The sequence below is a fragment of the Providencia sp. PROV272 genome, assembly GCF_049901975.1.
Lineage (GTDB): Bacteria > Pseudomonadota > Gammaproteobacteria > Enterobacterales > Enterobacteriaceae > Providencia > Providencia stuartii.
In genome coordinates this window covers 542,956-569,610 of record NZ_CP096291.1, presented here as the reverse complement: position 1 = coordinate 569,610, position 26,655 = coordinate 542,956, and the positions used below count along the sequence as shown (strand labels likewise).

General features: G+C 41.3%; 18 protein-coding genes, 1 tRNA gene, 3 rRNA genes and 2 pseudogenes. 5 read left to right on the top strand and 19 right to left on the bottom strand.

Annotated features, from left to right (window positions below; genetic code table 11):
* Positions 1-55: 55 nt before the first annotated feature.
* From M1E93_RS02480 to M1E93_RS02445, 8 genes and pseudogenes are all read right to left on the bottom strand, one after another.
* Positions 56-367 (bottom strand): annotated as a pseudogene (locus tag M1E93_RS02480) (N-acetylmuramoyl-L-alanine amidase); the annotation flags it as partial.
* Between the two features lie 140 nt (positions 368-507).
* Entirely contained in the window at positions 508-1,305 is a 798-nt protein-coding gene (locus tag M1E93_RS02475) for a methylenetetrahydrofolate reductase (protein WP_036941938.1), read from the bottom strand.
* Positions 1,306-1,905: 600 nt separating this feature from the next.
* Positions 1,906-2,928, bottom strand: a complete 1,023-nt coding sequence (locus tag M1E93_RS02470) for a PapG chaperone-binding domain-containing protein (protein WP_101495259.1) — start codon at positions 2,926-2,928, stop codon at positions 1,906-1,908.
* An 18-nt stretch (positions 2,929-2,946) separates the two neighbouring features.
* Positions 2,947-3,480 carry a fimbrial protein gene (locus tag M1E93_RS02465; protein ID WP_004926558.1) on the bottom strand — a complete coding sequence of 178 codons (534 nt, stop codon included), beginning with the start codon at positions 3,478-3,480 and terminating at the stop codon, positions 2,947-2,949.
* 14 nt (positions 3,481-3,494) lie between these two features.
* Positions 3,495-3,995 (bottom strand): fimbrial protein, encoded by a 501-nt coding sequence (locus M1E93_RS02460; RefSeq protein WP_004926555.1) that lies wholly within the window; start codon positions 3,993-3,995, stop codon positions 3,495-3,497.
* Positions 3,988-4,386, bottom strand: coding sequence for a hypothetical protein (locus M1E93_RS02455; RefSeq protein ID WP_036941941.1), 399 nt, complete (start codon positions 4,384-4,386; stop codon positions 3,988-3,990). The genes M1E93_RS02460 and M1E93_RS02455 overlap by 8 nt, the downstream gene beginning before the upstream one ends.
* A gap of 28 nt (positions 4,387-4,414) precedes the next feature.
* A complete protein-coding gene (locus tag M1E93_RS02450) occupies positions 4,415-5,122 on the bottom strand; it encodes a fimbrial biogenesis chaperone (RefSeq protein WP_004926549.1) in 708 nt (235 codons plus the stop codon).
* A gap of 9 nt (positions 5,123-5,131) precedes the next feature.
* Entirely contained in the window at positions 5,132-7,327 is a 2,196-nt protein-coding gene (locus tag M1E93_RS02445) for a fimbria/pilus outer membrane usher protein (RefSeq protein ID WP_426207074.1), read from the bottom strand.
* Positions 7,328-7,396: 69 nt separating this feature from the next.
* Here M1E93_RS02445 and M1E93_RS02440 point away from each other — a divergent pair, with 69 nt between their 5' ends.
* Positions 7,397-8,344: an IS30 family transposase gene (locus M1E93_RS02440; protein ID WP_140035165.1), complete on the top strand. Its 948-nt coding sequence runs from the start codon at positions 7,397-7,399 to the stop codon at positions 8,342-8,344.
* Here the strand turns inward: M1E93_RS02440 and M1E93_RS02435 are convergent.
* The 3 genes from M1E93_RS02435 to M1E93_RS02425 are packed head-to-tail and all read right to left on the bottom strand — an operon-like array spanning position 8,298 to position 9,845.
* Positions 8,298-8,687 (bottom strand): FimD/PapC N-terminal domain-containing protein, encoded by a 390-nt coding sequence (locus tag M1E93_RS02435; protein ID WP_426207073.1) that lies wholly within the window; start codon positions 8,685-8,687, stop codon positions 8,298-8,300. The genes M1E93_RS02440 and M1E93_RS02435 overlap by 47 nt on opposite strands.
* A gap of 14 nt (positions 8,688-8,701) precedes the next feature.
* On the bottom strand, positions 8,702-9,244 hold the full coding sequence (locus M1E93_RS02430; RefSeq protein WP_004926542.1) for a fimbrial protein: 543 nt from the start codon (positions 9,242-9,244) through the stop codon (positions 8,702-8,704).
* Between the two features lie 58 nt (positions 9,245-9,302).
* Positions 9,303-9,845, bottom strand: a complete 543-nt coding sequence (locus M1E93_RS02425) for a fimbrial protein (RefSeq protein WP_004926539.1) — start codon at positions 9,843-9,845, stop codon at positions 9,303-9,305.
* A 434-nt stretch (positions 9,846-10,279) separates the two neighbouring features.
* On the opposite strand from M1E93_RS02425, the gene M1E93_RS02420 reads away from it, so the two are divergent.
* The 3 genes and pseudogenes from M1E93_RS02420 (at position 10,280) to M1E93_RS02410 (ending at position 14,318) form a co-directional block, all read left to right on the top strand.
* Positions 10,280-11,227 carry an IS30 family transposase gene (locus M1E93_RS02420; RefSeq protein WP_140035165.1) on the top strand — a complete coding sequence of 316 codons (948 nt, stop codon included), beginning with the start codon at positions 10,280-10,282 and terminating at the stop codon, positions 11,225-11,227.
* A 553-nt stretch (positions 11,228-11,780) separates the two neighbouring features.
* Positions 11,781-12,586: pseudogene (locus tag M1E93_RS02415) on the top strand (IS5 family transposase).
* Positions 12,587-14,132: 1,546 nt separating this feature from the next.
* Positions 14,133-14,318, top strand: coding sequence for a hypothetical protein (locus tag M1E93_RS02410; RefSeq protein WP_426207072.1), 186 nt, complete (start codon positions 14,133-14,135; stop codon positions 14,316-14,318).
* Between the two features lie 228 nt (positions 14,319-14,546).
* On the opposite strand, the gene rrf is transcribed toward M1E93_RS02410, so the two are convergent.
* The 8 genes from rrf to pepQ all read right to left on the bottom strand — a co-directional run bounded on the left by rrf (position 14,547) and on the right by pepQ (position 24,205).
* A 5S ribosomal RNA gene (gene rrf, locus M1E93_RS02405) occupies positions 14,547-14,662 on the bottom strand.
* Between the two features lie 129 nt (positions 14,663-14,791).
* Positions 14,792-17,699 (bottom strand): 23S ribosomal RNA (locus M1E93_RS02400).
* Positions 17,700-18,044: 345 nt separating this feature from the next.
* Positions 18,045-18,120 (bottom strand) — tRNA-Glu (locus M1E93_RS02395).
* A gap of 135 nt (positions 18,121-18,255) precedes the next feature.
* Positions 18,256-19,793: ribosomal RNA gene (locus M1E93_RS02390) — 16S ribosomal RNA — on the bottom strand.
* The 16S, 23S and 5S rRNA genes sit together here with 1 tRNA gene alongside, the layout of an rRNA operon.
* A 443-nt stretch (positions 19,794-20,236) precedes the next feature.
* The gene (gene hemG / locus M1E93_RS02385; protein WP_004924740.1) at positions 20,237-20,761 is read right to left on the bottom strand and encodes a menaquinone-dependent protoporphyrinogen IX dehydrogenase; all 525 of its coding nucleotides are present in this window, start codon (positions 20,759-20,761) and stop codon (positions 20,237-20,239) included.
* A gap of 16 nt (positions 20,762-20,777) precedes the next feature.
* Positions 20,778-22,229: a Trk system potassium transporter TrkH gene (gene trkH, locus M1E93_RS02380; protein ID WP_004924738.1), complete on the bottom strand. Its 1,452-nt coding sequence runs from the start codon at positions 22,227-22,229 to the stop codon at positions 20,778-20,780.
* 27 nt (positions 22,230-22,256) lie between these two features.
* Positions 22,257-22,871 (bottom strand): IMPACT family protein, encoded by a 615-nt coding sequence (locus M1E93_RS02375; protein ID WP_004924737.1) that lies wholly within the window; start codon positions 22,869-22,871, stop codon positions 22,257-22,259.
* A complete protein-coding gene (pepQ, locus tag M1E93_RS02370) occupies positions 22,871-24,205 on the bottom strand; it encodes a Xaa-Pro dipeptidase (protein ID WP_014656855.1) in 1,335 nt (444 codons plus the stop codon). The genes M1E93_RS02375 and pepQ overlap by 1 nt, the downstream gene beginning before the upstream one ends.
* Before the next feature lie 257 nt (positions 24,206-24,462).
* Here pepQ and fadB point away from each other — a divergent pair, with 257 nt between their 5' ends.
* Positions 24,463-26,655 carry a fatty acid oxidation complex subunit alpha FadB gene (gene fadB / locus M1E93_RS02365; protein WP_004924732.1) on the top strand — a complete coding sequence of 731 codons (2,193 nt, stop codon included), beginning with the start codon at positions 24,463-24,465 and terminating at the stop codon, positions 26,653-26,655.

Genomic DNA, 26,655 nt, shown 5'->3' with positions numbered 1-26,655 from the left:
TCAGTAGCTAACCGTCCTTCCATCTAACATGACCGAGCGTTGCACTTATTATCTGAATTCGCGCAATTTCAATACCTATCGAAGTATCGTTCAAGTTAGTTCTACCAGCCCATGCACTCACGCCTGCATGCCAAGCTCTTTCATTTTCATCAACTAAATTAAAGACTCTCATCCCCTTAAACCCAGCATCTGTATACATTTTATCTGTTGGATCGAGAACTAAATAATGAGCACTTACAGCGGCATTTCCTGATAATGCATTAACTGAACCTTGAAAATTCAAAGCAGTGTAATGCATGACTAAAAACCTTACTCTACGATTAAAACCTTTTATTGAACGGTACGCATTGTAATCGACTTTTAACATTATCATGCCCTCATTGATACTGAATTAGCCTAACAAGGATAAAATTAAAACTGATTATCATCCCCTATTGTCGTTGGGATAAAACCAATATTAATTTCGCTGGAAAAAATAGTTCAATCTATCAGTGATATTCAGATGATTCATCTCAATTTATCAAATAGCTTTTTGACCATCTCTGCATTATTTAATGTAAAAAAATGCAATCGCTTGTTTTCTTTTATATACTCTCCGATGAGAAATTGAGTAAGCTGAATACCAAATGCCCTATGGTTATTAATATTACTCGGTCTTATGTGTTTCTTTATCCATAATGGATAATCGATCGCATTATTTTTAAAAAACGATTCGATAAAACTAAAGTTAAGCATAGGCATCATTGATATTGTGATAGGAATATCATTCCCCAATTGCTTTTTCATATAAGAAAATGCATTTTTATTCAAACATAATTGACTAATAAGCTCTGTAACGCCTAATTGCAATTTTTTTCTTAGCCAATCAATTTCTATTTCAGGTGTGATACTCTCTTTGTGATAATCAGGATAAATACTGGATTTTATCATCACTTCAGGGTATCTCCTCCGAATAAAATCAATAAGTTCTATGCCATAATTAAATGGGAGTTCCTCATCAAAACGGTGTCTATCCCCCCTAATGACAAACAATTCTGTTATATCATTCTTCAAATACTCTTCAATAATAAAACATAACTCACATTCATCTTTATTATTAATCGCAATATGAGGAACCACATTTACATGAGTAAGGTTCTTTAATTCACAACACGTATTATAGGTATCTCGCCATTCAGTTTTACCTATCTCAGTATTCACTGTATAGAATAAGGGCGTTAGCTCTTCAGTATTTTTTAGCAAATGTTCTAATGTATTATCTATTTTAGACATAGCACTGATTTCAAAGCTCAAGGCTGTTTCCATATACATACCCTCGCTCTCTAACATTTCGCCACTAAAGCTTCACTCATTCATTAATCATAAGTAACAGCATCCCAAAAAACAAAACAATCGAACATTTAAAATAGAGGACATCTTATACCTTTAATCATTTTATTAAACGTTTATAGATGACTTGAAACACGGTTCCTCAACTCACTATTCTATAGAGAAAACACTGAATTATTTTAATTTTATATTCAATAACTTTATCCTTTTATTTAAATTATAGTTCATCATAGGAGAACAACTAAAATACTTCAACAAACAAAATACGCATAAAACGAGTGGTATTTTTCTATCAACTCAGTCATGGCGCATATTCACGAACTCATCGAACAGACAGAATCAATCAATATTTAATTGATTACGAGGTTGATATAGGAAATCAAACGATTAATTTCATTATTATTGATGCTTATTATTTTGAGAATTAAAAATGGTGATAGTGAACTCAGAAGATGAAGAGAATCATAAAACAAAGCATATATTAACACGTATAATGACTCATTATGCGTGTTAATATCAATAAAAAATGGTAAAAATCAATCCATTGATTTTCACCATCACCAAACGTAATTCAAATTAAATATACTCAAAAATTAATACACCACCACCACTCATATTACCTACCGATGCATTAGCCCTATTTTTTCCTAATGTCATACCAATATCTAATGTTTTATTTGTAATGCCTTGTAAAGTGGTAATTAACTGTTTTTTATTATCCACGGATAGCTCACCATACCAACCCGATGACGTGTTACCTAAATCTAAACTAGTACGAGTTGGATTAGCACTATCAATTGGTTTTGATGGTCGGTAAGTCACTTTAATATTGCCTGGATGAGTGCAACTAACCGTTATTGTTTTAGTCAAATTTTTACCTTCTGCTAATGACTGAGGTAATGTACCAAAATTAAAATCTAATTGAGTTTTATCGACTCGACACGTATTCACCACCGTGACATAAAAGTTTAACCTTGCTGAGTTTTTAGGCTGGATTAGCGCAACAGAACTTAACCATTTACTAGGTACCTCCGGATTCCTTACCCCAAACAAAGTTGTATCCACTTGAATAATATGCGGTGTACTTCTAATCGGTAAATTTGTATTACTAATTAAAGTTACTGCCGTTTGCCCACTAAAAGCCATCGGTGTATAAGGTACTGAATTGCACGTTGCACGCCCGACATTACCTGCACTTTGACCTATTTTTGCGTATTGAGCATTAGGATATCCCGAAATTGATCCCAAAGATTGAGGTAAAACAATTCTAAAATCAAATGCCTTCCGCGTTACAGGATCAACATATCTCACTGTATTTGGTACGATAACATACTGCACGTTAATTGAATTAGGAGAACCACCATAAGGAGCACAGGCACGAGTCCCCCAAGCATATTCTGTCATTCTCCCGCCAGAGCTACTTAAAATGGCATTCAACGTTAAGTTTACACCATTAAAATTAGCCCCTGTCCAAGTTGTATTTGCGGTAAACTGAGTGCCATTATATCCCATGACAGTCCAATCATCAGGGTCTCCAGCGGAGCTAATATTTGAAAAAGCAAATAATACGACCGGTAGTAAAGAAAAAAATTTTTTCATCATAAGACCTAATTCAGATTATAAATAACTCATCAAAATAGCCACCGTACTGTCAAAGCTACCTTCAGTTAATAGTGATTTATCAGGTGTAATTAAAGATGCACGAAGAATAAATGAGCCTTCTAGCTCATTACTCCCAAAAGGGATCCACTTATTTAAATCAAGATTAGTATTTTCTTTTGTCAACGAAATTCCTAATCCCTCCTTTGATGTGCGTAATACATTATTACCTACCTGTGTATAAATGCCATATTTTGTCGGATATAAATATAAGCTCATCACTTTGTTAGCGGGTACTGAACTACCAGCGCAGTTATATTTAAGTTGAATATCTTGATAAGCAGTTCCACTCTCTACGTCAGAAAAATCAATGTTATCAAAGTTCACAAACAAGGGTGATTGATTATTATTGCCTAAAACGGTACAGACCGGAGCAACAATCGTTGCACTAATATTTATTCTGACATCTGCACGACCGCTATTAAAATCAGCGGCAAGACTCCAATTGGATAGAAACAATAATAATAAGAGTAACTGTCTTGTCTTTATCATATTATTTCCTCTTATTAATTATAATTAACCATAACACTTGCTGTGCCATGAATAGTGCCAGGTTTAGCGAAATCACCTTTAGTTAAAAATGCATTTAAAACTAATTCTGCTTTACTATCATTAGTAACCTGTACTTCTAAAGGTTGATTAAATGATATAGGCTCCCCACTCATGCTTTCTAGGCCGACAATGAGACCGGTTCCACCTTGCGTTTTCAAATAATCAACGCCATTTCGCCTATATACATTAGTAGAGTCTAATGAAATTTTTATAATCTTATTCATCAGTGTTGGCGTACAATTTTGAAATTCAATTGCAAATGATTTTTTATCCGAGATATTGCCACCGATTTCAATATAGCCTAATGAATAAGGTATGAATTGAACTGTTATATCTGATTGTTTAATTTCACACTTTTTATCAACTAAATTACCATTAAAATTAATAACCAATTCACTGGCAAAAGCGGGAGATACCATCAAGCTAAGTAATATGACCAGTATTTTTTTAATCATAATCTAGCTCCATAATCACTGCTCTACCCTTAATGTTTTTAGTCTGTAGATAAACATTATTTCTACCTGAGAATAGCTTCTGAGATGCCATCACTTGCTGATTACCTTCAAACACTTTCGCTTTTGCCTGTAATGGAATTTTTATATTATTATCATTAAACAAGCATTTATCTAACTCAATAAAAAAGAAACTTCCAACATATTCATTAGCTAAAATGACACACGGAGAGTACATTAAACTTATTTTAAAATTCAGTTTTCCACTTAATTCATTCATCTTCATTGCAGATGTCACATCATTCGAAGGAAAATAATTATTTTCCTCATACTGAGTGGCCATGCTACTAAATGAAATAAATAAAGTGTAAAACACTAAATAAAAATACTTCATTGCACTCTCACTTTGTTAGCTCTGAAATTTATTGTTTATCTGCTTTACAGACGGATGCATCACAGTTAAATGAAACTGTTGGCCTTCCGCCATAGTCGTTAATATAAGTAAGATAAGGCTTTTGAAAATGAGCAGTCTTGACTTGATAAGAACCAAAAGGTTCGATCATAAACGAATCAAAGGCACCATTTTCTGACTTATTTCTATCACCGGCTAAGCCTATCACGGTCAAATAAAAAGGTGATGTATTTTTAACCACATAACCATTACTGACAGATTGTAATTCTAAATCTAAAGCCCAATTGGTTTTTGCCTTATCTAAAATCGCCTCTGGGCGATAGAATAATTTAATTCTTGACTGTAATGCGACCTGCATAACATTCGGTTTATCACTTTTAGGCGGGATCTCTCTTAAATTAAAGTAATAAACAGACTCTCTATCTTTCGGTAACTGAGATACATCCGTCGTCGAGATTCGAATCATACTTTTTACGTTTGGTTCCAAACGTTGAACCAATGGTGTTGCAATTAACGGCCCTGTTGTTAATTTATTACCATCTTTATCATCAATCCAAGCCTGAGCTAAATAGGGCAAAGTATCACTTTGATTCTCAATATTAATAATAACTGGATTAGAGCTCCCTTCTACTATCGCTCTTGTTCTATCAAGAGAAACCGCGGCCATGCTGTTATGTGCTATAAATAATAGTGGAATTAACAATAACTTATATTTCATAAAAACTCTCTATTTCTCACAAATTAAAATAATTTGATTTACATTATCTAAGGTTGGTAAGGTCGTACTGCATTGTATTTTATTAGACCAGTTGATATTTAACTTTTCTTCTGATTGAACCGCTGTTAACCAAACTAATCCATTATCGCTTACAATCCCGACCTCTCTCCCTTTTTCATTTAATACCTGAGAACCAAATGGTGGTGACCCTGAGTTATCAGACATTTTAATCGTTGCAAATAATTTAAAACCTTTATCTGCACTTATTTTTCTATATCCAATAGCGCCTTCTGTTAAGGCGATATCATAAATTGTATTTGATGATTCAATATTATCTGGTAATTTACTCATATCCACATTGTAACTATTTTTATAATAGTTAGTCATGTTAGGAATAACGCCAATACCTAATCCATTCGTCACGGTTGTACCATTATTTAAAGGAACATCCGCGATATTATTTGTGTCTATCATTAACCTTGAGGCAGAAGAATATGATGAACTGTGTAAAGCTACACCATGTTGCGTCAATGTCACCCCACCATTGAGTCCTAAGCCTAAACTACTATCCCCTTTATCCGAGATAGACATATTACTATTGATAGATGCATAGCGTGTCGGTAAATCATACATTCCAGCAAGTGTACTTTGTTTTTTGGCATCTTTACCGTAGCTTGTCGATGCACTTATATTATAGTAGTCATTATCATCTGTTAAATTAGACACTGAAACACGCGAATTATAAGTATCGTTATATTTCATTGTATCAAAAGTATAAAACTGCTTACCAAATGGCACAGAAAGCATTAAGCTAATTTGGTCATCATATTTATTTTGATAATAACTTCTATTTGCTGATAATGTAATGCTTCCTCCCTGTAGTTTTAAGTAAGGAAGATTGATACTTTTACCTATATTAAGACCATATTGATGAGTTTGACCTCTATCCCAATATTGTTGCAATTGATAATTTAAGTTTATATTAAACTCACCTAAGCGCTTAGAAAGCGTTATTTGATAACGTTCTTTTTCGCTATCAACAACCCTATCATCTCTTAAATCTAAATATTGGGATAATGTATAGTATTTTCTATCAGTAAATCGATACCCTGCAAAAGTTAAGTCCATATCGTAGTCATCGAATGTTTTCGAGTAATTAACACTGTATGAGTTACCTGAAGGACTATCATGATCTAATTGTGCGAACGAACGCGTAATGTTCACAGAAAGTGCACCAAACCGATTCATAAAACGACCAACACCTAATGAAACCTGTTGATAGCCTTGGCTAATATCTGTTGCACCGTTTAACGACCAATTGTTATTTAAACCGTGAGAAGCCTCTGCTCTAAAAAAGAACACACCACGATATACCGAATGATCCACTTTTGTCGGTTGCCCCGCAGATACGTTATATCGCGTGGTGCCCGGACGCGTTAAATACGGAACATTCGAACTACTCACTGTAAATTGTTGTTCAGTACCATCCTGCTCAATAATTTTTACGTTAAGCTCACCACGAGTTCCACTGTTTAATGATTGAATCTTAAATGGTCCAGCAGGTACATTTCCATCGTGCAATACACGTCCGAGTTGTGTAATGACAACTCGCGCATTCGTTTTAGCTATACCTGTTATCTCTGGTGCATATCCACGTAACCTTGGTGGTAACATGGAATCATTAGTGAATAATGATAATCCTGTAAATTTAATTGGCTCTAAAATTTGTGAGGGGGTTGTACTCTCACCAATCACTAATTTAGAATCTAGCGCTTTTATATTTCTATATAAATAAATGGCATTAAATAAAAAATTACGTATTGTCGATGTTTTACCATTGGAATTTTGTCTTTGATAATTACCATAGTATTCACTACGTAGGCGCCATGCTCCCATATTGGCGCCAAGATATCCACTAATGGAAGCAATCTGATTCTTTAAGCTATCCCGATCACTATATTGATAGTTTGCATTATAGTCTAATAACAACCCACTGATACCTTCATCCCACAATGATTTCGGTAACCAGTTATTATCCATATATTCGAGATATAATTGTGGTATATTTAGCGTCACAGTGCCTTCGGATAAATTAGGGACAACACTGACCCCTTTTAATGCCGAAAAATCAATACACGCCCCATCATTCCAATAGGTTAATTGGTCAATACGCGAATTCAGATAATAAGTGCAACGCTCGGTCATGTTAGATGGAAGGACGGTTAGCTACTGATAAGCTATCCTGCTCTTCCGACCAAAGATGAGCGAGTAAGTATGAAGTATCAGCAACTAACCGAAGGACAACGATACCAGATATCGATACTGCGTGAGGATAATTTATCCTGCCATGAGATAGGTATCCGTATCGGTGTAAGCAAGTCCACGGTCTCCCGTGAACTGAGGCGTAACACTTCAGATACTGGTTATAACCCACAACAGGCACACCAGAAGTGCTGTGATAGGCGGCTGTCATCTGCCAAAAGGACAATTCCTCAGCAGACCATAGATTTCGTGATATTTGCTCTGGAGTGGAAGTGGAGTCCTGAGCAAATAAGTGCAATTGGCAGCATTATTGGTCTTAGCGTCAGCCATGAATGGATTTACCAGTATATCTATGCGGATAAGCGTAGCGGTGGCGAGTTGTACAGGCATCTTAGGCAGGGCAAACGGCGATATCGTAAGGGCTACGGGCAGAAACGAGGGCGCATCCCTGATGCGGTATCCATTGAGCTACGGCCGTCAGTCGTCGATGACCGTAGCCGTCTGGGGGACTGGGAGGCCGATTTGGTGCAGGGTAAACAGGGCACTGGTGCTATCGTGACACTGGCAGAACGCAAAAGCCGTATTTACCTGACAAAAAAGGTGTTTTCAAAGGATGCGGTGGAAGTCAGTAAGGCCATTATCTCACTGCTGAGTGAGTATCAGGATGTATGTCACACAATAACGTTCGATAACGGTCTAGAGTTTAGTGAGCACAAGGCGATAGCAGAAGCACTGAACGCAGATACGTACTTTGCCCATCCGTATGCCTCGCATGAGCGTGGGCTGAACGAGAATACGAATGGGTTGTTAAGACAGTTTATCCCGAAAGGAACAGACCTGCGGACAGTGACAGAAGAAGACTTACAACGCTATCAGGGAGCGTTGAACAGCAGGCCACGCAAGTGTCTGGGGTTCAGACAACCTTCGGTGGTGTTTGCGGAGCTAAGAAAGGCGGCTTAGCGTTGCACTTCGGACTTGAATCCGCCATATACTTTTCTTTAATACCTAAGCTATTAATGTATGACTTATCAATGCACACATCACTGACAGAGGCATCTGTACTATCACCAATAATTTGAATAGGAACTGTAGACTGCGTCAATTGAGTACTATTTATAATGATGTTAAAGAAATAAGTTCCCGGTAGAATGAAATTAGGATTTTTAAATCTTGAGACGTCAATGTTAGCTTTATCTTCGCTATCAAGTATATCGGTATTAAACTCTACAGCGTAAGACACTTTAGTCAAACAAAGCATCGATACCATGAATATCGTTATTTTTTCTTTTGTTGATAACATCATAAATACTCATTAGATTAATAGTAATCGATATCAAATGTAATGATACTTGAGAATTCTCCTAATTGAGGCTTTAGCTTATCAACAACAATAACCTCAGATAAAAAGTCTAATTGCTGTTCATTAATCGATTTTGTTTTCCCAGATATTCTTTTTAATTTATAAATTGGGTAGTATTGATTAGGTTTAACAACATCGTTTCCACTTAATATATAAATAGCTAAACCATCGGCATCATTAAATTTAAAGCCATTAAAATTATTTGTTGCTGGACCTGTAAACTTTATTCGTACAGGCGATTTTTCATCATTGAAGTAAGAATTTGATAATTGGCAATTATTTAAAATTATTTTAAATGGTTTCTTTATCTTATTTTCTTCTAACTTGCTTAAGGCATAGGCACCAAAATCAATAATTTGGTCTTTACTCGTCAATTGAATTGAGCAACCAGAAGCGAGTACCTCTCCTTTTACTGTTGCCTGTCCCCAATTCATTGCAGCAAAGACTGGCATACTGAAAATAGGTGAGAATAACAGAGTAATAATCAGCAAGCTTTTCATAGTATTAATTTTTCAAATTATAGGCTCCTTCGCCTAATAGTGAAGGAGCCTGTATAACTTACTGGTATGCGATTTCGAAAGTAGAGATCGTTGAGAAATCACCTGCTGTTACAGCATTAGCACCCACCTTCTTAACGAAAGCAGAATAAGTCAATGTATTATCACCATCACGTAGGTTCAGTGCCGCAGGGGTTCCAAAAGTAATATCTTGGATACCAACTGCAACGTTTGCTGCGCTACCTGATGTTGCTAAAAGATTTTGACCTGCAATTTTGCTAACACCATCAAAAGTAATCGTTGCGGTCTTAGTAACTGTGACTGGGTTTTGTGGATCTGTATCGTCAATAGAAGTCAAAGAACAATTTTTCAGGTTCAATTCAAAATTTTTGTATTTTGAATCGCCCGCATTTAATTGGCTTAGAGATAGCTGACCAAAATCAACAACCGTTGCCGTACCGCCTTGACCCGCATCTAGGTTACAAGGAGTATCACGAACTTCACCTTTGAAAGTCACGGTGCCTGAGTTAACGTCTGCAAGTGAAGCGAAAGATGTGGTTAACATAGCCGCTGCTAATACAGCCATAGCTTTATTTAATTTCATACTATTTCCTATCAATGTTTTAAGTTTAATTATAAATTGAATAATAAAATTAAGACTATTTAATTACTCAACACAGATAAATATATCTGTATTAGAAAGCATTTTAGATAAAACACTTTCTAATACATAAAAATTCACGAAGTCCATCCCCATTAGCTATAAAGCTAAAAGGTTAATTTAATATATTAGAAAGACAATACAGCTAAAACTAGTTTAACTTTTATCTATACTATAAAGATTCTTTAAACAGAAATAGGTTATCATTTCATAACATGTAGTCTTTTGGCGTTATATGGCAATCATCAGACTTAAAGAATGACGAATATGAAACGCGAATTCAGATAATAAGTGCAACGCTCGGTCATGTTAGATGGAAGGACGGTTAGCTACTGATAAGCTATCCTGCTCTTCCGACCAAAGATGAGCGAGTAAGTATGAAGTATCAGCAACTAACCGAAGGACAACGATACCAGATATCGATACTGCGTGAGGATAATTTATCCTGCCATGAGATAGGTATCCGTATCGGTGTAAGCAAGTCCACGGTCTCCCGTGAACTGAGGCGTAACACTTCAGATACTGGTTATAACCCACAACAGGCACACCAGAAGTGCTGTGATAGGCGGCTGTCATCTGCCAAAAGGACAATTCCTCAGCAGACCATAGATTTCGTGATATTTGCTCTGGAGTGGAAGTGGAGTCCTGAGCAAATAAGTGCAATTGGCAGCATTATTGGTCTTAGCGTCAGCCATGAATGGATTTACCAGTATATCTATGCGGATAAGCGTAGCGGTGGCGAGTTGTACAGGCATCTTAGGCAGGGCAAACGGCGATATCGTAAGGGCTACGGGCAGAAACGAGGGCGCATCCCTGATGCGGTATCCATTGAGCTACGGCCGTCAGTCGTCGATGACCGTAGCCGTCTGGGGGACTGGGAGGCCGATTTGGTGCAGGGTAAACAGGGCACTGGTGCTATCGTGACACTGGCAGAACGCAAAAGCCGTATTTACCTGACAAAAAAGGTGTTTTCAAAGGATGCGGTGGAAGTCAGTAAGGCCATTATCTCACTGCTGAGTGAGTATCAGGATGTATGTCACACAATAACGTTCGATAACGGTCTAGAGTTTAGTGAGCACAAGGCGATAGCAGAAGCACTGAACGCAGATACGTACTTTGCCCATCCGTATGCCTCGCATGAGCGTGGGCTGAACGAGAATACGAATGGGTTGTTAAGACAGTTTATCCCGAAAGGAACAGACCTGCGGACAGTGACAGAAGAAGACTTACAACGCTATCAGGGAGCGTTGAACAGCAGGCCACGCAAGTGTCTGGGGTTCAGACAACCTTCGGTGGTGTTTGCGGAGCTAAGAAAGGCGGCTTAGCGTTGCACTTCGGACTTGAATCCGCCGTTTAAATTAATTATTAATAAATATCCATTACTGCAATTTAAGTAATTTATATTTAATTATATATAAATTTTATTTCTAATGAGTAATAAATTTATCTGTTATCAATCCCCCTCAGTTTATTTTTTATTAGCATTAATAAATTCTATAATAAAGAACTGAGGCTGATAACGTTTATTTAATTGGCTTACTGATTTTAATCTTAGCTCTATCTTTTAAAGGGCATAGAGTAATAAAAATGAATACAGATATAATATTTCCCTCATCATCTATCCGTACGTAACTGGGATTGATTGCCGCTAGCGTCAGGCTGAGTGGATATTGCATACCGCTGGGAATAGTCTAAGTGAGTAGTGATAAGGCATTTTTTAATATTCTCAGTACCTACAGAGCCGTCTAAGTAACAGGAGGGTTACTTTAATATCTTCAATAACCATAGAAACAGCCTAAGTAACAATAGGTTTGCTTTAGAACCTATCCCAAAAGGAATTGTCAGATAATACATAATGATAATTTATGAGGGCAACGTATGGTAGGTAATAAGTGGCAAATCAGTGATGAACTCTGGGAGAAAATGGCTCCTCTCATCCCGGAGCATAGAACTCAACACCCGCTGGGTACGCACCGCAAGCGGGTTGATAATCGCGCTGCAATGAACGCCATTTTCTTCGTACTCAGGACGGGTTGCCAGTGGAATGCGCTAAATGCCACCGGTATATGCTCGTCAAGCTCTGCTCATCGCCGATTTCAGGAGTGGCGGGATGCTGGCGTATTTGAACGCTTCTGGCAAAACGGGTTGCTTGCTTGCGAACAGTTGGACGCTATTGACTGGTCGTGGCTGTCGATGGATGGTTGTATGACCAAATCACCGCTGGCAGGCTCAAAAAAACAGGCAAGAACCCAACAGACCGAGGGAAACGGGGCGTAAAGCGCAGTCTGATGACTGACGGGAACGGGCTTCCGCTTGCACTGGTTGTCGCTGGAGCAAATACGCACGACATAAAGCTGGTTGCGGATACGCTCGATGCCCTCCAGACGGGCAGACCGGGCAAGAGGCTCCGGTTGTGCATGGACAAAGGGTATGAAGCGGAATGGTTGGGAGCGTATCTGAAAAGTCGTCGCTATGAACCTCATATCCAGTCACGGAAGGATGAATCAGAAGCCATCAAAAACACGGATTTTAAGGCCCACCGCTGGGTTGTAGAGAGAACACACAGTTGGATGAATCGCTACCGTCGTGTCCTGACTCGTTGGGAGAAGAAGGTCGAGAATTATGAGGCAATGCTGCATCTTGCCTGTGCCATCATTGTCTGGAATAAAATCCTATTGGGATAGGTTCTTAATATCCTCAATAACCATAGAAACAGCCTAAGTAACAAGAAGTTACTTTAATACATCAATAACCACAGAAACAGCCTAAGTAACAATGGGTTACTTTAATACCATCAATAACCACAGAAACAGCCTAAGTAACAAGGGAGTGCTTTAATATCCTCAATAACCATAGAAACAGCCTAAGTAACAAGAAGTTACTTTAATACATCAATAACCACAGAAACAGCTTAAGTAACAATGGGTTACTTTAACATCCTCAATAACCATAGAAACAGCTTAAGTAACAACGGGTTACTTTAACATCCTCAATAACACAAAAATAATCTAAATTATAAGATATGTATTACAGATCTTAGATACATTCAAAAGAATAAAAGCAGAACGTTACTCAAGCGCCTCGCTCATTAGTATAATTAAAGCTTAGTAATAAGGTTGATACTCTCAATACCGGACCACACAAACCTGTGAGCTGTTACTCACTACTTTATATCCACTCAAACTATTCACCTCATCAATATCCATCAAAAAAACAGTGAGTGATACTTTTTCATTAACACCATCTAATCCATTGAAATAGCTAATAATTAATAATAAATTTGACACTCTCAATACTGGAACACACAAACCTGTGAGCTGTTACTCACTACTTTATATCCACTCAATCTATTCACCTTATCAATACCCAGCAAAGAGATTAGTGAGTTATAAATCCCTTGCTAATAATTCATTAACTCATTGAAATAAATAGTTTAGCAACTAACTTGATATCCTGATTAATACCGGAACACACAAACCTGTGAGCTGTTACTTACTACTTTATATTTACCAAACCCATTCACCTTATCAATACCCAGCAAAGAGAGTAGTGAGTTATAAATCCCTTGCTAATAATTCATTAACTCATTGAAATAAATAGTTTAGCAACTAACTTGATATCCTGATTAATACCAAAACACACAAATCTGTGAGCTGTTACTTACTACTTTATATTTGCCAAACCTATTCACCTTATCAATGTCCATCAAAAGAAGCGGTAAGTGATAAGTTTTTTACTCATCTGCCCTAATCCATTGGGATAGATAATAATTAACAACATATTTGATACCCTCAATACCTGAACACACAAACCTGTGAGCTGTTACTCACTACTTTATATCCACTAAACCTATTCGCCCTATCAATACCCAGCAAAAAACAGTGAATGATACCTTTTTTATTAACCCCCTCTAACACATTGAAATAGCTAATAATTAGTAATAAATTTGACACTCTCAATACTGGAACACACAAACCTGTGAGCTGTTACTCACTACTTTATATTTACTCAATCTATTCAATGACCAAATAATTTTGTTTAAAGCAGGGCATTATCACTGAAGCTTTAATTCCCCCCTTTAATTAACGCATCAATCATCCTATCAATAACGGTTCATGTAGTGTGCCAAACTCGGTATAGCTGTGCTGTAGAGGGAGAATAACAACCATAATTATGGTTATAGCTAATCAGGGGGAGATATGCGCTGAGATAAAAAGTGGTTAATAAAGTATGAAATGGGGTTTGGGGTTTGGGGTTTGGGGTTTGGGGTTTGGGGTTTGGGGTTTGGGGTTTGGGGTTTGGGGTTTGGGGTTTGGGGTTTGGGGTTTGGGGTTTAATTTTATGATATCGATAATAACGACCATCAAAACAATGTATCAGCCACCATACCGTGTTTTATGGGATGCGGTGATTTAAATCGTGTGTGGCTACCTATTCTTGCTAGGCTAAACTTCCCCCCACTATACAAACAAAACTAAAAGTACAGGCGACTGAATTTGCCAAAATCAGTAAAACTGAAGGTGGGTCGTGGTGTTCGCAACGGCCTCTCACCGTGAGGCCACTACCACAAAAATAAGGGATTAAACTTTATCTCTCCCAAACGCAAAAAAGCCACCTATCGGGTGGCTTTCTCACTGATTTGATGTCTGGCAGTTCCCTACTCTCACATGGGGAGACCCCACACTACCATCGGCGCTACGGCGTTTCACTGCTGAGTTCGGCATGGGGTCAGGTGGGACCACCGCGCTATTGCCGCCAGACAAATTCGGTTTCGTTCTCGTTCGCGTCGACACCGCAAACCAGAACTGCAATCTTGAACAAGCTGATTTTTTCGCACCACTCTCTCGTGCGCTTCAACAATCGTCTCTCTAAAACACCTTCGGTGTTGTCAGGTTAAGCCTCACGGTTCATTAGTACTGGTTAGCTCAACGTATCGCTACGCTTACACACTCAGCCTATCAACGTCTTCGTCTTAAACGTTCCTTTAGGACCCTTAAAGAGTCAGGGAAGACTCATCTCAAGGCAAGTTTCCCGCTTAGATGCTTTCAGCGGTTATCTCTTCCGCACTTAGCTACCGGGCAGTGCCATTGGCATGACAACCCGAACACCAGCGGTGCGTCCACTCCGGTCCTCTCGTACTAGGAGCAGCCCCTTTCAATCTTCCAACGCCCACGGCAGATAGGGACCGAACTGTCTCACGACGTTCTAAACCCAGCTCGCGTACCACTTTAAATGGCGAACAGCCATACCCTTGGGACCTACTTCAGCCCCAGGATGTGATGAGCCGACATCGAGGTGCCAAACACCGCCGTCGATATGAACTCTTGGGCGGTATCAGCCTGTTATCCCCGGAGTACCTTTTATCCGTTGAGCGATGGCCCTTCCATTCAGAACCACCGGATCACTAAGACCTACTTTCGTACCTGCTCGAGCCGTCACTCTCGCAGTCAAGCTGGCTTATGCCTTTGCACTAACCGCATGATGTCCGACCATGCTTAGCCAACCTTCGTGCTCCTCCGTTACGCTTTGGGAGGAGACCGCCCCAGTCAAACTACCCACCAGACACTGTCCGCACCCCAGATTATGGGGCTACGTTAGAACATCAAACATTAAAGGGTGGTATTTCAAGGTTGGCTCCATGCAGACTGGCGTCCACACTTCAAAGCCTCCCACCTATCCTACACATCAAGGCTCAATGTTCAGTGTCAAGCTATAGTAAAGGTTCACGGGGTCTTTCCGTCTTGCCGCGGGTACACTGCATCTTCACAGCGAGTTCAATTTCACTGAGTCTCGGGTGGAGACAGCCTGGCCATCATTACGCCATTCGTGCAGGTCGGAACTTACCCGACAAGGAATTTCGCTACCTTAGGACCGTTATAGTTACGGCCGCCGTTTACTGGGGCTTCGATCAAGAGCTTCTCCTTACGGATAACCCCATCAATTAACCTTCCAGCACCGGGCAGGCGTCACACCGTATACGTCCACTTTCGTGTTTGCACAGTGCTGTGTTTTTAATAAACAGTTGCAGCCAGCTGGTATCTGCGACTGGCTTCAGCTCCATGGGTAAACCACTTCACCTAATGCCAGCGTGCCTTCTCCCGAAGTTACGGCACCATTTTGCCTAGTTCCTTCACCCGAGTTCTCTCAAGCGCCTGAGTATTCTCTACCTGACCACCTGTGTCGGTTTGGGGTACGATTAATGATAATCTAGAGCTTAGAGGCTTTTCCTGGAAGCGGGGCATGAGCTACTTCGCCACCGTAGTGACTCGTCATCAGACCTCAGTGTATAGCGAACCGGATTTGCCTAATTCGCCCACCTACATCCTTAAACCGGGACAACCGTCGCCCGGCCAGCCTAGCCTTCTCCGTCCCCCCATCGCAATTATCACCAGTACAGGAATATTAACCTGTTTCCCATCGACTACGCATTTCTGCCTCGCCTTAGGGGTCGACTCACCCTGCCCCGATTAACGTTGGACAGGAACCCTTGGTCTTCCGGCGTGCGGGTTTTTCACCCGCATTATCGTTACTTATGTCAGCATTCGCACTTCTGATACCTCCAGCATGCCTCGCAGCACACCTTCACAGGCTTACAGAACGCTCCCCTACCCAACAACATTTACATGTCGCTGCCGCAGCTTCGGTGCATGGTTTAGCCCCGTTACATCTTCCGCGCAGGCCGACTCGACCAGTGAGCTATTACGCTTTCTTTAAATGATGGCTGCTTCTAAGCCAACATCCTGGCTGTCTGAGCCTTCCCACTTCGTTTCCCACTTAACCATGACTTTGGGACCTTAGCTGGCGGTCTGGGTTGTTTCCCTCTTCACGACGAACGTTAGCACCCGCCGTGTGTCTCCCGTGATAACATTCTTCGGTATTCGTAGTTTGCATCGGGTTGGTAAGTCGGGATGACCCCCTAGCCGAAACAGTGCTCTACCCCCGAAGATGAGTTCACGAGGCGCTACCTAAATAGCTTTCGGGGAGAACCAGCTATCTCCCGGTTTGATTGGCCTTTCACCCCCAGCCACAAGTCATCCGCTAATTTTTCAACATTAGTCGGTTCGGTCCTCCAGTTAGTGTTACCCAACCTTCAACCTGCCCATGGCTAGATCACCGGGTTTCGGGTCTATACCCTGCAACTCATTCGCCCAGTTAAGACTCGGTTTCCCTACGGCTCCCCTATTCGGTTAACCTTGCTACAGAATATAAGTCGCTGACCCATTATACAAAAGGTACGCAGTCACCCTGATAAATCAAGGCTCCCACTGCTTGTACGTACACGGTTTCAGGTTCTATTTCACTCCCCTCGCCGGGGTTCTTTTCGCCTTTCCCTCACGGTACTGGTTCACTATCGGTCAATCAGGAGTATTTAGCCTTGGAGGATGGTCCCCCCATATTCAGACAGGATAACACGTGTCCCGCCCTACTCGTCGAGTTCACAACACCAACACCTTCGGATACGGGGCTATCACCCTTTATTGCCGGCCTTTCCAGACCGTTCTCCTGATGCTGATGCTGATTAAGACTCTGGGCTGCTCCCCGTTCGCTCGCCGCTACTAGGGGAATCTCGGTTGATTTCTTTTCCTCGGGGTACTGAGATGTTTCAGTTCCCCCGGTTCGCCTCGTTTGACTATGGATTCATCAAACGATAGTGCAACGAATTGCACTGGGTTTCCCCATTCGGACATCGTCGGTTAAACGGTTCATATCACCTTACCGACGCTTTTCGCAGATTAGCACGTCCTTCATCGCCTCTGATTGCCTAGGCATCCACCGTGTACGCTTAGTCGCTTAACCTCACAACCCGAAATTGTTTCAACGATCACCTGACTGTCATGGCTGTGCGTGGTGAACTTCTGCGTTGGGCAGTGCTCGCAATGCTCACGTACTCCTGTACGCTGCGCTTGCTGCGCGCTGTCCGCCTTGAATTTCACCTGCTCGCTCATGCCACTCGTTTGAATGACCGAAAATTTCAGGTTTGAAATTTTGAGAGACTCTCACATTGTTTAAGCGATAAACAATGTGCGTTGTTTCAATTTTCAGCTTGTTCCAGATTGTTAAAGAGCATAATTGTTAAGCTAACTCACTGAATTAGCTTAATCATTATTGAGGACATCGTCTTTCACTCGATATCGGCGCAATTGGCGTCCCCTAGGGGATTCGAACCCCTGTTACCGCCGTGAAAGGGCGGTGTCCTAGGCCTCTAGACGAAGGGGACATAAAATATTGCACAACACCGTTGTGGCCCATTTCATGTAAGCCCTATTCTTTTGAATAAGTCTCCCACGTATAGCCTATTGCTCTACTTTTCATCAGACAATCTGTGTGAACACTTCACAAAACACTTCAACGGTAAGGAGGTGATCCAACCGCAGGTTCCCCTACGGTTACCTTGTTACGACTTCACCCCAGTCATGGATCACAAAGTGGTAAGCGCCCTCCCGAAGGTTAAGCTACCTACTTCTTTTGCAACCCACTCCCATGGTGTGACGGGCGGTGTGTACAAGGCCCGGGAACGTATTCACCGTAGCATTCTGATCTACGATTACTAGCGATTCCGACTTCATGGAGTCGAGTTGCAGACTCCAATCCGGACTACGACGTACTTTATGAGTTCCGCTTGCTCTCGCGAGGTCGCTTCTCTTTGTATACGCCATTGTAGCACGTGTGTAGCCCTACTCGTAAGGGCCATGATGACTTGACGTCATCCCCACCTTCCTCCGGTTTATCACCGGCAGTCTCCTTTGAGTTCCCGACCGAATCGCTGGCAACAAAGGATAAGGGTTGCGCTCGTTGCGGGACTTAACCCAACATTTCACAACACGAGCTGACGACAGCCATGCAGCACCTGTCTCAGAGTTCCCGAAGGCACTTAAGCATCTCTGCTAAATTCTCTGGATGTCAAGAGTAGGTAAGGTTCTTCGCGTTGCATCGAATTAAACCACATGCTCCACCGCTTGTGCGGGCCCCCGTCAATTCATTTGAGTTTTAACCTTGCGGCCGTACTCCCCAGGCGGTCGATTTAACGCGTTAGCTCCGGAAGCCACTCCTCTAGGGAACAACCTCCAAATCGACATCGTTTACAGCGTGGACTACCAGGGTATCTAATCCTGTTTGCTCCCCACGCTTTCGCACCTGAGCGTCAGTCTTTGTCCAGGGGCCGCCTTCGCCACCGGTATTCCTCCACATCTCTACGCATTTCACCGCTACACATGGAATTCTACCCCCTCTACAAGACTCTAGCTAACCAGTCTTAGATGCCATTCCCAGGTTAAGCCCGGGGATTTCACATCTAACTTAATTAACCGCCTGCGTGCGCTTTACGCCCAGTAATTCCGATTAACGCTTGCACCCTCCGTATTACCGCGGCTGCTGGCACGGAGTTAGCCGGTGCTTCTTCTGTCGGTAACGTCAATCGTTGATGGTATTAACATCAACGCCTTCCTCCCGACTGAAAGTACTTTACAACCCTAGGGCCTTCTTCATACACGCGGCATGGCTGCATCAGGCTTGCGCCCATTGTGCAATATTCCCCACTGCTGCCTCCCGTAGGAGTCTGGGCCGTGTCTCAGTCCCAGTGTGGCTGATCATCCTCTCAGACCAGCTAGGGATCGTCGCCTAGGTAAGCCATTACCTTACCTACTAGCTAATCCCATATGGGTTCATCCGACAGCGCAAGGCCCGAAGGTCCCCTGCTTTGCTCCTAAGAGATTATGCGGTATTAGCCACCGTTTCCAGTAGTTATCCCCCTCTATCGGGCAGATCCCCATACATTACTCACCCGTCCGCCGCTCGTCAGCGAGAAGCAAGCTTCCCCTGTTACCGCTCGACTTGCATGTGTTAGGCCTGCCGCCAGCGTTCAATCTGAGCCATGATCAAACTCTTCAATTAAAAGCGTTTGATGCTCAAAGAATTAAACTGACTACATTCTTTCATATATGAATTAACGTGTTAGTCACTCTTCAAGACTTTAAAATCAAATATTTTTTTGATAGTGTCCTGTGAGTGCCCACACAGATTGTCTGATAAATTGTTAAAGAGCGTTGCGACTTTATCTTTCGATATTAACCAGTTAGGTCGTTGTCGCGAGGTGATGTATACTACGTTTTTTCGTGAGAAAGTCAAGCGATTATTTTCAACTTTTCTTTCTTTTTTCACCTCTCATTGCCACCGGTTCCTTTTCTAACCTGACCACCGAAGCGGTTTGTCGTGACAACGGATGCGCATTATAGGGAGTCAGAAAATTCTAGCAAGTGTTTTTTAAACTTTTTAACTCAACCGATGAAACATTAAACAAATCGTTTAAAAACACCACTTATAGTTAAAGATATGAGCTATAAACAGTCAAATTCCTGTGTAAACTTGCTCACTTTTTCCCAGTCCGTATATTCTATCTCTGTATTTGGGTCGGTTGGCCCATCTGTCATTTTCATAATAAGTCGAATCATCGTCTTATCGAACCAACCATAACGTGGATAGAACAATGCGCCAGCAAATACTGAGCTTAGTGTTGGTTGCCAAGGGCTTTTCTCCAGAAACTTGCGCGTATAGGCATTCGTTTCAGGAGTATCTTTGCCTTCTTTGCGCGCAGTTAAGTTCACACCAAAGAAAGCGGTTTTCATTGTATTTAATTGGCTTTGATGAATCGTTGCGAACCGCATCAGCGCTTTATTGAAGTGACCATAACGAATAGACGCTCCAACTAACACCTTTTCATACGATGTAATATTGATATTTTTTTCGCTATTTAAATCTCGAATATCACATTGGCGCCCTACACTTCGTAGTTGCTCCGCCATTTTCAAAACAATTTTTTTAGTTTGTCCATCTGTGCTCGAATGCAAAAGTAAGTAACTCATTCTTGATCCTATCTTATTAATCGCGCCAGAAGGTTGGCGTGAATAACACTAATAATGTAAAGACTTCAAGACGACCGAACAGCATAGTCACTACCAGTATCCATTTCCCTGCTGGGTTCATCGATGTAAAGTTATCAGCGACAGTGCCAAGGCCTGGCCCTAGGTTATTTAACGTTGTTGCGATAGCTGAAAAAGCAGAAAATTCATCGACACCCGTTGCAATTAATAGAAGTAAACTGACGATAAAAACGAGCGCATATGCTGAAAAGAAGCCCCATACCGCTTCGATGATCCTTTCAGGTAAAGCTCTTTGCCCTAACTTTATGGTGTAAACGGCATTTGGGTGAACAAGCCTTTTTAATTCCCGAGATCCTTGCAAAAACAATAGCAAGATACGGATAACTTTTAATCCGCCTCCTGTTGAACCAGCACAACCGCCAACAAATGCGGCACATAGAAGAAGCATCGGCAGGAACAAAGGCCATCCGGCAAAACTATCTGTTGTAAAACCTGCAGTTGTTGCCATTGAGACAACTTGGAAAAATGCCTGATCTAATGTTTGCCCAAAAGAGCCATACACTGAGTGATAAAGTAAAACCAGTGTACAGATAATGACGAGGGCTAACTGGAAGCTAATGAATGTTTTAAATTCAGGATCGCGCCAATAGATACCTAAGCTACGCCCAGTAAGCACGGCAAAGTGCAGACCAAAATTACAACCTGAGATAATTAAGAAAACCGCAATAATGGTATTTATCGCTGGGCTATTGAAATACCCCACACTCGCGTCATGCGTTGAAAAACCACCAATCGCTATTGTAGAAAAACTATGAGAGATGGCATCAAACACATCCATACCTGCTATCCACAGCGCAATCGCACATACAATCGTCAGCAATACATAGATGAGCCAAAGGGTTTTTGCCGTTTCTGCAATACGCGGTCGCATTTTATTATCTTTAAGCGGCCCAGGCATTTCAGCACGATAAAGCTGCATTCCCCCAACACCGAGTAATGGCAGGATCGCCACAGCAAGTACGATGATCCCCATCCCACCTAACCACTGTAGCATTTGCCTATAAAATAAGATGGCTTTCGGAAGCGTATCGAGCCCAGTTAACGTTGTCGCTCCTGTTGTGGTTAACCCAGAAAAGGATTCAAAAAAAGCATCGGTTATGGAAAGGTTTGGCTTTTCAGAAAAGATAAAAGGTAATGCCCCCACACTTCCTAACACGGTCCAAAACAAGACGACAATAAGAAACCCTTCTTTTGCTTTAAGCTCATGCTTGCTGTTGCGCGTTGGGATCCATAACAGTAATCCGAGCACTAAAGCCGTAACAAACGTTTGACTAAATGCTCGACCTGCTCCATCACGATAAATAAGCGCAACAATACCCGGCACAACCATGGTAAAAGAGAAGATAATAACGAGCAGCCCGACAATACGGGTTATTGCACGAAAATGCATTCGGCAGGTTCCTTGCTAACCAATTGACTATTCAGATTCAGGTATGAGTTCTAAAGCCCCGCGACTCATATCGCGTAATTTATCATTGACTTCTTGCTCTAAGGTAGCAGGAATTGCAATTCGTAGGGAAACAGATTCGTTATATTCACTGTGTAAAATCATCCCGTTGACCTGCGTAACTAGCTGCTCAACCGTATTAATAAATGCATAATCACAAACTAGCTGGAAAAATTTTTGCGGTACTTTTGTTTGTGTTGGTAATAACTTAAGTGCTTGCTGAGCACCATTACCATAAGCTTTAACTAAACCGCCTGTCCCTAGTTTGATACCACCAAAATAACGTACAACAACACAGGTGATCTCCCCAAGATTGCTGCCGAGCAATTGTGCCATTATTGGCTTTCCGGCCGTTCCTGTTGGCTCACCATCGTCGGAAAAACCTAACTGCTGAGAATCATCCGGGCGTCCTGCAACAAATGCCCAGCAATGGTGCCGAGCATCTGGGTATTGAGCTTTAATGGATTGAATATACTCCTTTGCGGCATCAATACCTTCTGTATGTGCAAGATAGGTAATAAAACGGCTTTTTTTAATTTCTTCTGTATAACAGATAGATTCAGCCGGTATTAAATAAGGTTTCATTACGGTAGTTGCAAATCTCGCGTCATATTTTCAATCCGATTATGATGAATGATGATGTTATCTTCAATACGAATACCCCCATAAGGTTTGAACTGCTCAATTTTTTCCCAATTAAAGTGTTGAGCAAATTCGCCTGAGCGCCAAGATGACAGTAACGATTCGATAAAATAAAGGCCGGGTTCAATAGTCAGCACCATTCTTGGTTCCAGTACGCGAGTGCAGCGAAGGAAAGGATACATTTTCGGTGCAGCAAGCAGTGTGCCATCTTCATCCTGCATAAAACCAGCAGCATCATGAACTTGTAAACCTAGAGGATGGCCTAACCCATGGGGTAGGAATGGCGTGGTTAGCCCTTGCTCCACCATAGTTTCTTCGCTAATTCCCTTAATGATTGAGTGTTTTTTCAATAGCTTAGCAATTCGATGGTGCATATCGACATGGTAATCGGTATAGCGTACACCTGCTTTGATGGTATCAATCAAGGCCAACTGTTCTTTATTCATATCGGCAACAAGAGCAGCAAACTCACTTTTGCCTTTTGCGGCATAAGTACGAGTTATATCAGCAGCATAGCCGTTATACTCAGCCCCTGCATCAATCAGAAAGCTTCTTATTTCATTCGGTGCTTGTTGCTGTAATTTAGTGTAATGCAATACGGCTGCATTTTCATTGAGTGCAACAATATTCCCATAAGGCACATCTGTATCGCGATGCCCTGTCGCTTGTAAGTAACTGATGTTGATATCAAACTCACTCATGCCTGCTTGGAAAGCCTCGAATGCCGATAAATGACCATTTACCGCCATTTTTTGCGCTTCACGCATGCAATACATTTCATAATCTGTTTTATAAGAACGATGGAAATGATAGAAATCAACGACAGGTTTTGGGTTAATATTTTGTAGGCGAATACCCAGTGATTCCGCTCTAGCTTTAGCTGAACCAATATAGGCAATATTTTCTTTAGGTATATTCGCTAAAAACTCACTAATATCATCTGCATTTTTTAAATGAATAAGCTCAACTTCTTTGGTCCAAAAGCTATTTGGTAATGGCTCAACGCTGTGCCAATAATCAACGGGAGAATAGAACCAAAGTTTAGGTTTATTCACACCATCCACTAATAACCAAGAATGTGGAACATCGGTGACAGGCACCCATGCTTTAAAGTGAGGATTCACTTTGAAAGGATAGTCGCTGTCATCAAGAAAAATACGTTGAGGTTCACCCGAATGAATCAGTATGGCGTCTAGCTTGCTGCGTTGTAAGACCTGCTGAGTTGTTGTTTGCAAAGTTTTAATATGGTCAGCGTAGAGTGCAGTCAGTTTTTCCATTTCATTCAACCTTTCAGTTTTATTAGAAAATCCAAGCTTAGCACGTTCTTGAATTGACTGGTATGCAATCTGAGGGGAAATCCACTTAATCAACTGATTATTAAATAGAATACTATTTTCCCTCTCCTATATTTCACTTATTTGCTGTGATCAACGTTCCAGTTTTGTTATCAATTATTTGCATTCCTTTAACATTCTAGTCACACTCAACTCTATCTGGTCGTACCAGATGATAAAATCATCATAAGGAGAACGGCATGCTTTATCAAAGTGAAACAATCTATGTTCAATGGTTGAAAACAGGTATTGCAGAACTCGTTTTTAACTCGCCTGGGCCAATAAATAAATTGGATACTCATACCGTTGCTTCACTTGATGAAGCAGTTGCTGTACTTGAACAGCAATCAGGCCTATTAGGCGTTATTCTAAGATCTGACAAGCCTGCATTTATTGTTGGGGCAGATATCAAAGAGTTTCTTTCACTTTTTGAAGCACCAGCAGAGACCCTAAGCGAGTGGTTAGGCTACGCAAATGGTATTTTTAATCGTATCGAAGACTTACCTGTTCCTACTCTTAGCGCCATTAATGGGTATGCGCTAGGTGGAGGCTGTGAATGTATTCTTTCTACTGACTTACGTATTGCGACTCCAGATGCGCGTATTGGGTTACCTGAAACGAAACTCGGTATTATGCCGGGCTTTGGCGGCTCTGTTCGTTTACCTCGATTAATCGGTTTAGATAGCGCCCTAGAAATTATTACCGCAGGCAAAGACATTAGTGCCGCAGAATCACTCAAATTCGGCTTGGTTGATGCCGTTGTTGAGACGGACAAACTTGTAGAATCAGCCCTTGCCCTCATTGAATCAGCAATCGCAGGAGCGATTAATTGGCAGCAAAGACGTCAACCTAAGTTACAACCATTACAACTTAGCCCTATTGAACAGAGCATGAGCTTTAATGTTGCAAAAGGTATGGTGTATAAGGTTGCAGGAAAACACTATCCCGCCCCTATGACGGCAGTCAATACCATTGAAAAAGCAGCCAACTGTGCTCGTACTGAAGCCCTAAAACATGAAACAGCAGCTTTTGTTCCACTTGCTCATAGCGATGTTGCTCGCTCATTAGTTAGTATTTTCTTAAATGATCAGCAAGTTAAATCAACAAGCAAACAGCTTTCTCGTCACGTTGAAGCGCCTCAACATGCCGCAGTACTAGGAGCAGGAATTATGGGAGGTGGAATAGCCTACCAGTCCGCAAGTAAAGGCGTTCCTGTGCTCATGAAGGATATTAATGAAAAATCTTTAGATTTAGGCATCGAAGAGGCTCATAAACTATTAAATGGTCAATTTGAGCGCGGGAAAATCAATGCCTCAAAAATGGCGAAAACACTCGCATCGATTCATCCTTCGCTTTCTTACGCGGGTATCGAAAATTCACAAGTGATCGTGGAAGCGGTCGTTGAAAACCCCAAAATTAAAGCCGCTGTGCTGACGGAAGTTGAAGCATTAGTTAGCCCAGAAACAATTTTAGCGTCTAATACGTCGACCATACCGATTACTGAGCTAGCGAAGTCGTTAAAACGTCCCGAAAATTTTTGTGGTATGCACTTCTTCAACCCTGTGCATCGCATGCCGCTTGTTGAGGTTATTCGTGGTCAAAAAACCTCAGAGGATACCATCGCCAAAGTCGTCGCTTACGCCAACAAAATGGGTAAAACCCCCATTGTCGTTAATGACTGCCCTGGTTTCTTCGTCAATAGGGTTCTTTTCCCTTACTTTGCAGGTTTTAACTTACTGCTACAAGATGGTGCAGATTTCAGAGAAATCGATAAAGTCATGGAAAAAGAATTTGGCTGGCCGATGGGACCTGCATATCTTCTTGATGTAGTTGGTATTGATACCGCATCCCATGCAGAGCATGTAATGGCATTAGGGTTCCCTGAGCGCATGAGTAAAACAGGCAAAAATGCTATTGATGTTATGTTTGAAGAAAAACGGTTTGGGCAAAAAAATGGTAAAGGCTTTTATCAATATGAAAAAGATAAAAAAGGAAAGCCAAAGAAAGTTGATGACCCCGCCACAGATGCATTACTCGCCTCAATCAGTCAAGGCAAGCGCTCATTTACAAAAGAAGAGATCATTGCACGTATGATGATCCCGATGATCAATGAGGTCGTTCGTTGTTTAGAAGAGGGCATCATTCAAAGCCCTGCCGATGCAGACATCGCTTTAGTTTACGGCCTTGGGTTCCCTCCTTTCCGAGGAGGCGTCTTCCGCTACTTAGATACCGTTGGCACACAATCTTATGCTAAGACAGCGGAGACCTATGCTCAGTTAAGCCCTCTGTATCAAATTCCTGCGGGTCTCAAAGAAAAATCTCAGGCCAATTCCAGTTATTATGCGAAGCCACCTGTAGTGGCAATTGATATTAAAAAAGTTGCGAGAGGCTAA

Excerpts from the sequence above, each read along its gene's own strand:
- M1E93_RS02475 (WP_036941938.1), bottom strand. The coding sequence starts at position 1,305 with ATGGAAACAGCCTTGAGCTTTGAAATCAGTGCTATGTCTAAAATAGAT.
- M1E93_RS02470 (WP_101495259.1), bottom strand. The coding sequence starts at position 2,928 with ATGAAAAAATTTTTTTCTTTACTACCGGTCGTATTATTTGCTTTTTCA.
- M1E93_RS02465 (WP_004926558.1), bottom strand. The coding sequence starts at position 3,480 with ATGATAAAGACAAGACAGTTACTCTTATTATTATTGTTTCTATCCAAT.
- M1E93_RS02460 (WP_004926555.1), bottom strand. The coding sequence starts at position 3,995 with ATGATTAAAAAAATACTGGTCATATTACTTAGCTTGATGGTATCTCCC.
- M1E93_RS02455 (WP_036941941.1), bottom strand. The coding sequence starts at position 4,386 with ATGAAGTATTTTTATTTAGTGTTTTACACTTTATTTATTTCATTTAGT.
- M1E93_RS02450 (WP_004926549.1), bottom strand. The coding sequence starts at position 5,122 with ATGAAATATAAGTTATTGTTAATTCCACTATTATTTATAGCACATAAC.
- M1E93_RS02445 (WP_426207074.1), bottom strand. The coding sequence starts at position 7,327 with ATGACCGAGCGTTGCACTTATTATCTGAATTCGCGTATTGACCAATTA.
- M1E93_RS02440 (WP_140035165.1), top strand. The coding sequence starts at position 7,397 with ATGAAGTATCAGCAACTAACCGAAGGACAACGATACCAGATATCGATA.
- M1E93_RS02435 (WP_426207073.1), bottom strand. The coding sequence starts at position 8,687 with ATGATGTTATCAACAAAAGAAAAAATAACGATATTCATGGTATCGATG.
- M1E93_RS02430 (WP_004926542.1), bottom strand. The coding sequence starts at position 9,244 with ATGAAAAGCTTGCTGATTATTACTCTGTTATTCTCACCTATTTTCAGT.
- M1E93_RS02425 (WP_004926539.1), bottom strand. The coding sequence starts at position 9,845 with ATGAAATTAAATAAAGCTATGGCTGTATTAGCAGCGGCTATGTTAACC.
- M1E93_RS02420 (WP_140035165.1), top strand. The coding sequence starts at position 10,280 with ATGAAGTATCAGCAACTAACCGAAGGACAACGATACCAGATATCGATA.
- M1E93_RS02410 (WP_426207072.1), top strand. The coding sequence starts at position 14,133 with ATGAAATGGGGTTTGGGGTTTGGGGTTTGGGGTTTGGGGTTTGGGGTT.
- hemG (WP_004924740.1), bottom strand. The coding sequence starts at position 20,761 with ATGAGTTACTTACTTTTGCATTCGAGCACAGATGGACAAACTAAAAAA.
- trkH (WP_004924738.1), bottom strand. The coding sequence starts at position 22,229 with ATGCATTTTCGTGCAATAACCCGTATTGTCGGGCTGCTCGTTATTATC.
- M1E93_RS02375 (WP_004924737.1), bottom strand. The coding sequence starts at position 22,871 with ATGAAACCTTATTTAATACCGGCTGAATCTATCTGTTATACAGAAGAA.
- pepQ (WP_014656855.1), bottom strand. The coding sequence starts at position 24,205 with ATGGAAAAACTGACTGCACTCTACGCTGACCATATTAAAACTTTGCAA.
- fadB (WP_004924732.1), top strand. The coding sequence starts at position 24,463 with ATGCTTTATCAAAGTGAAACAATCTATGTTCAATGGTTGAAAACAGGT.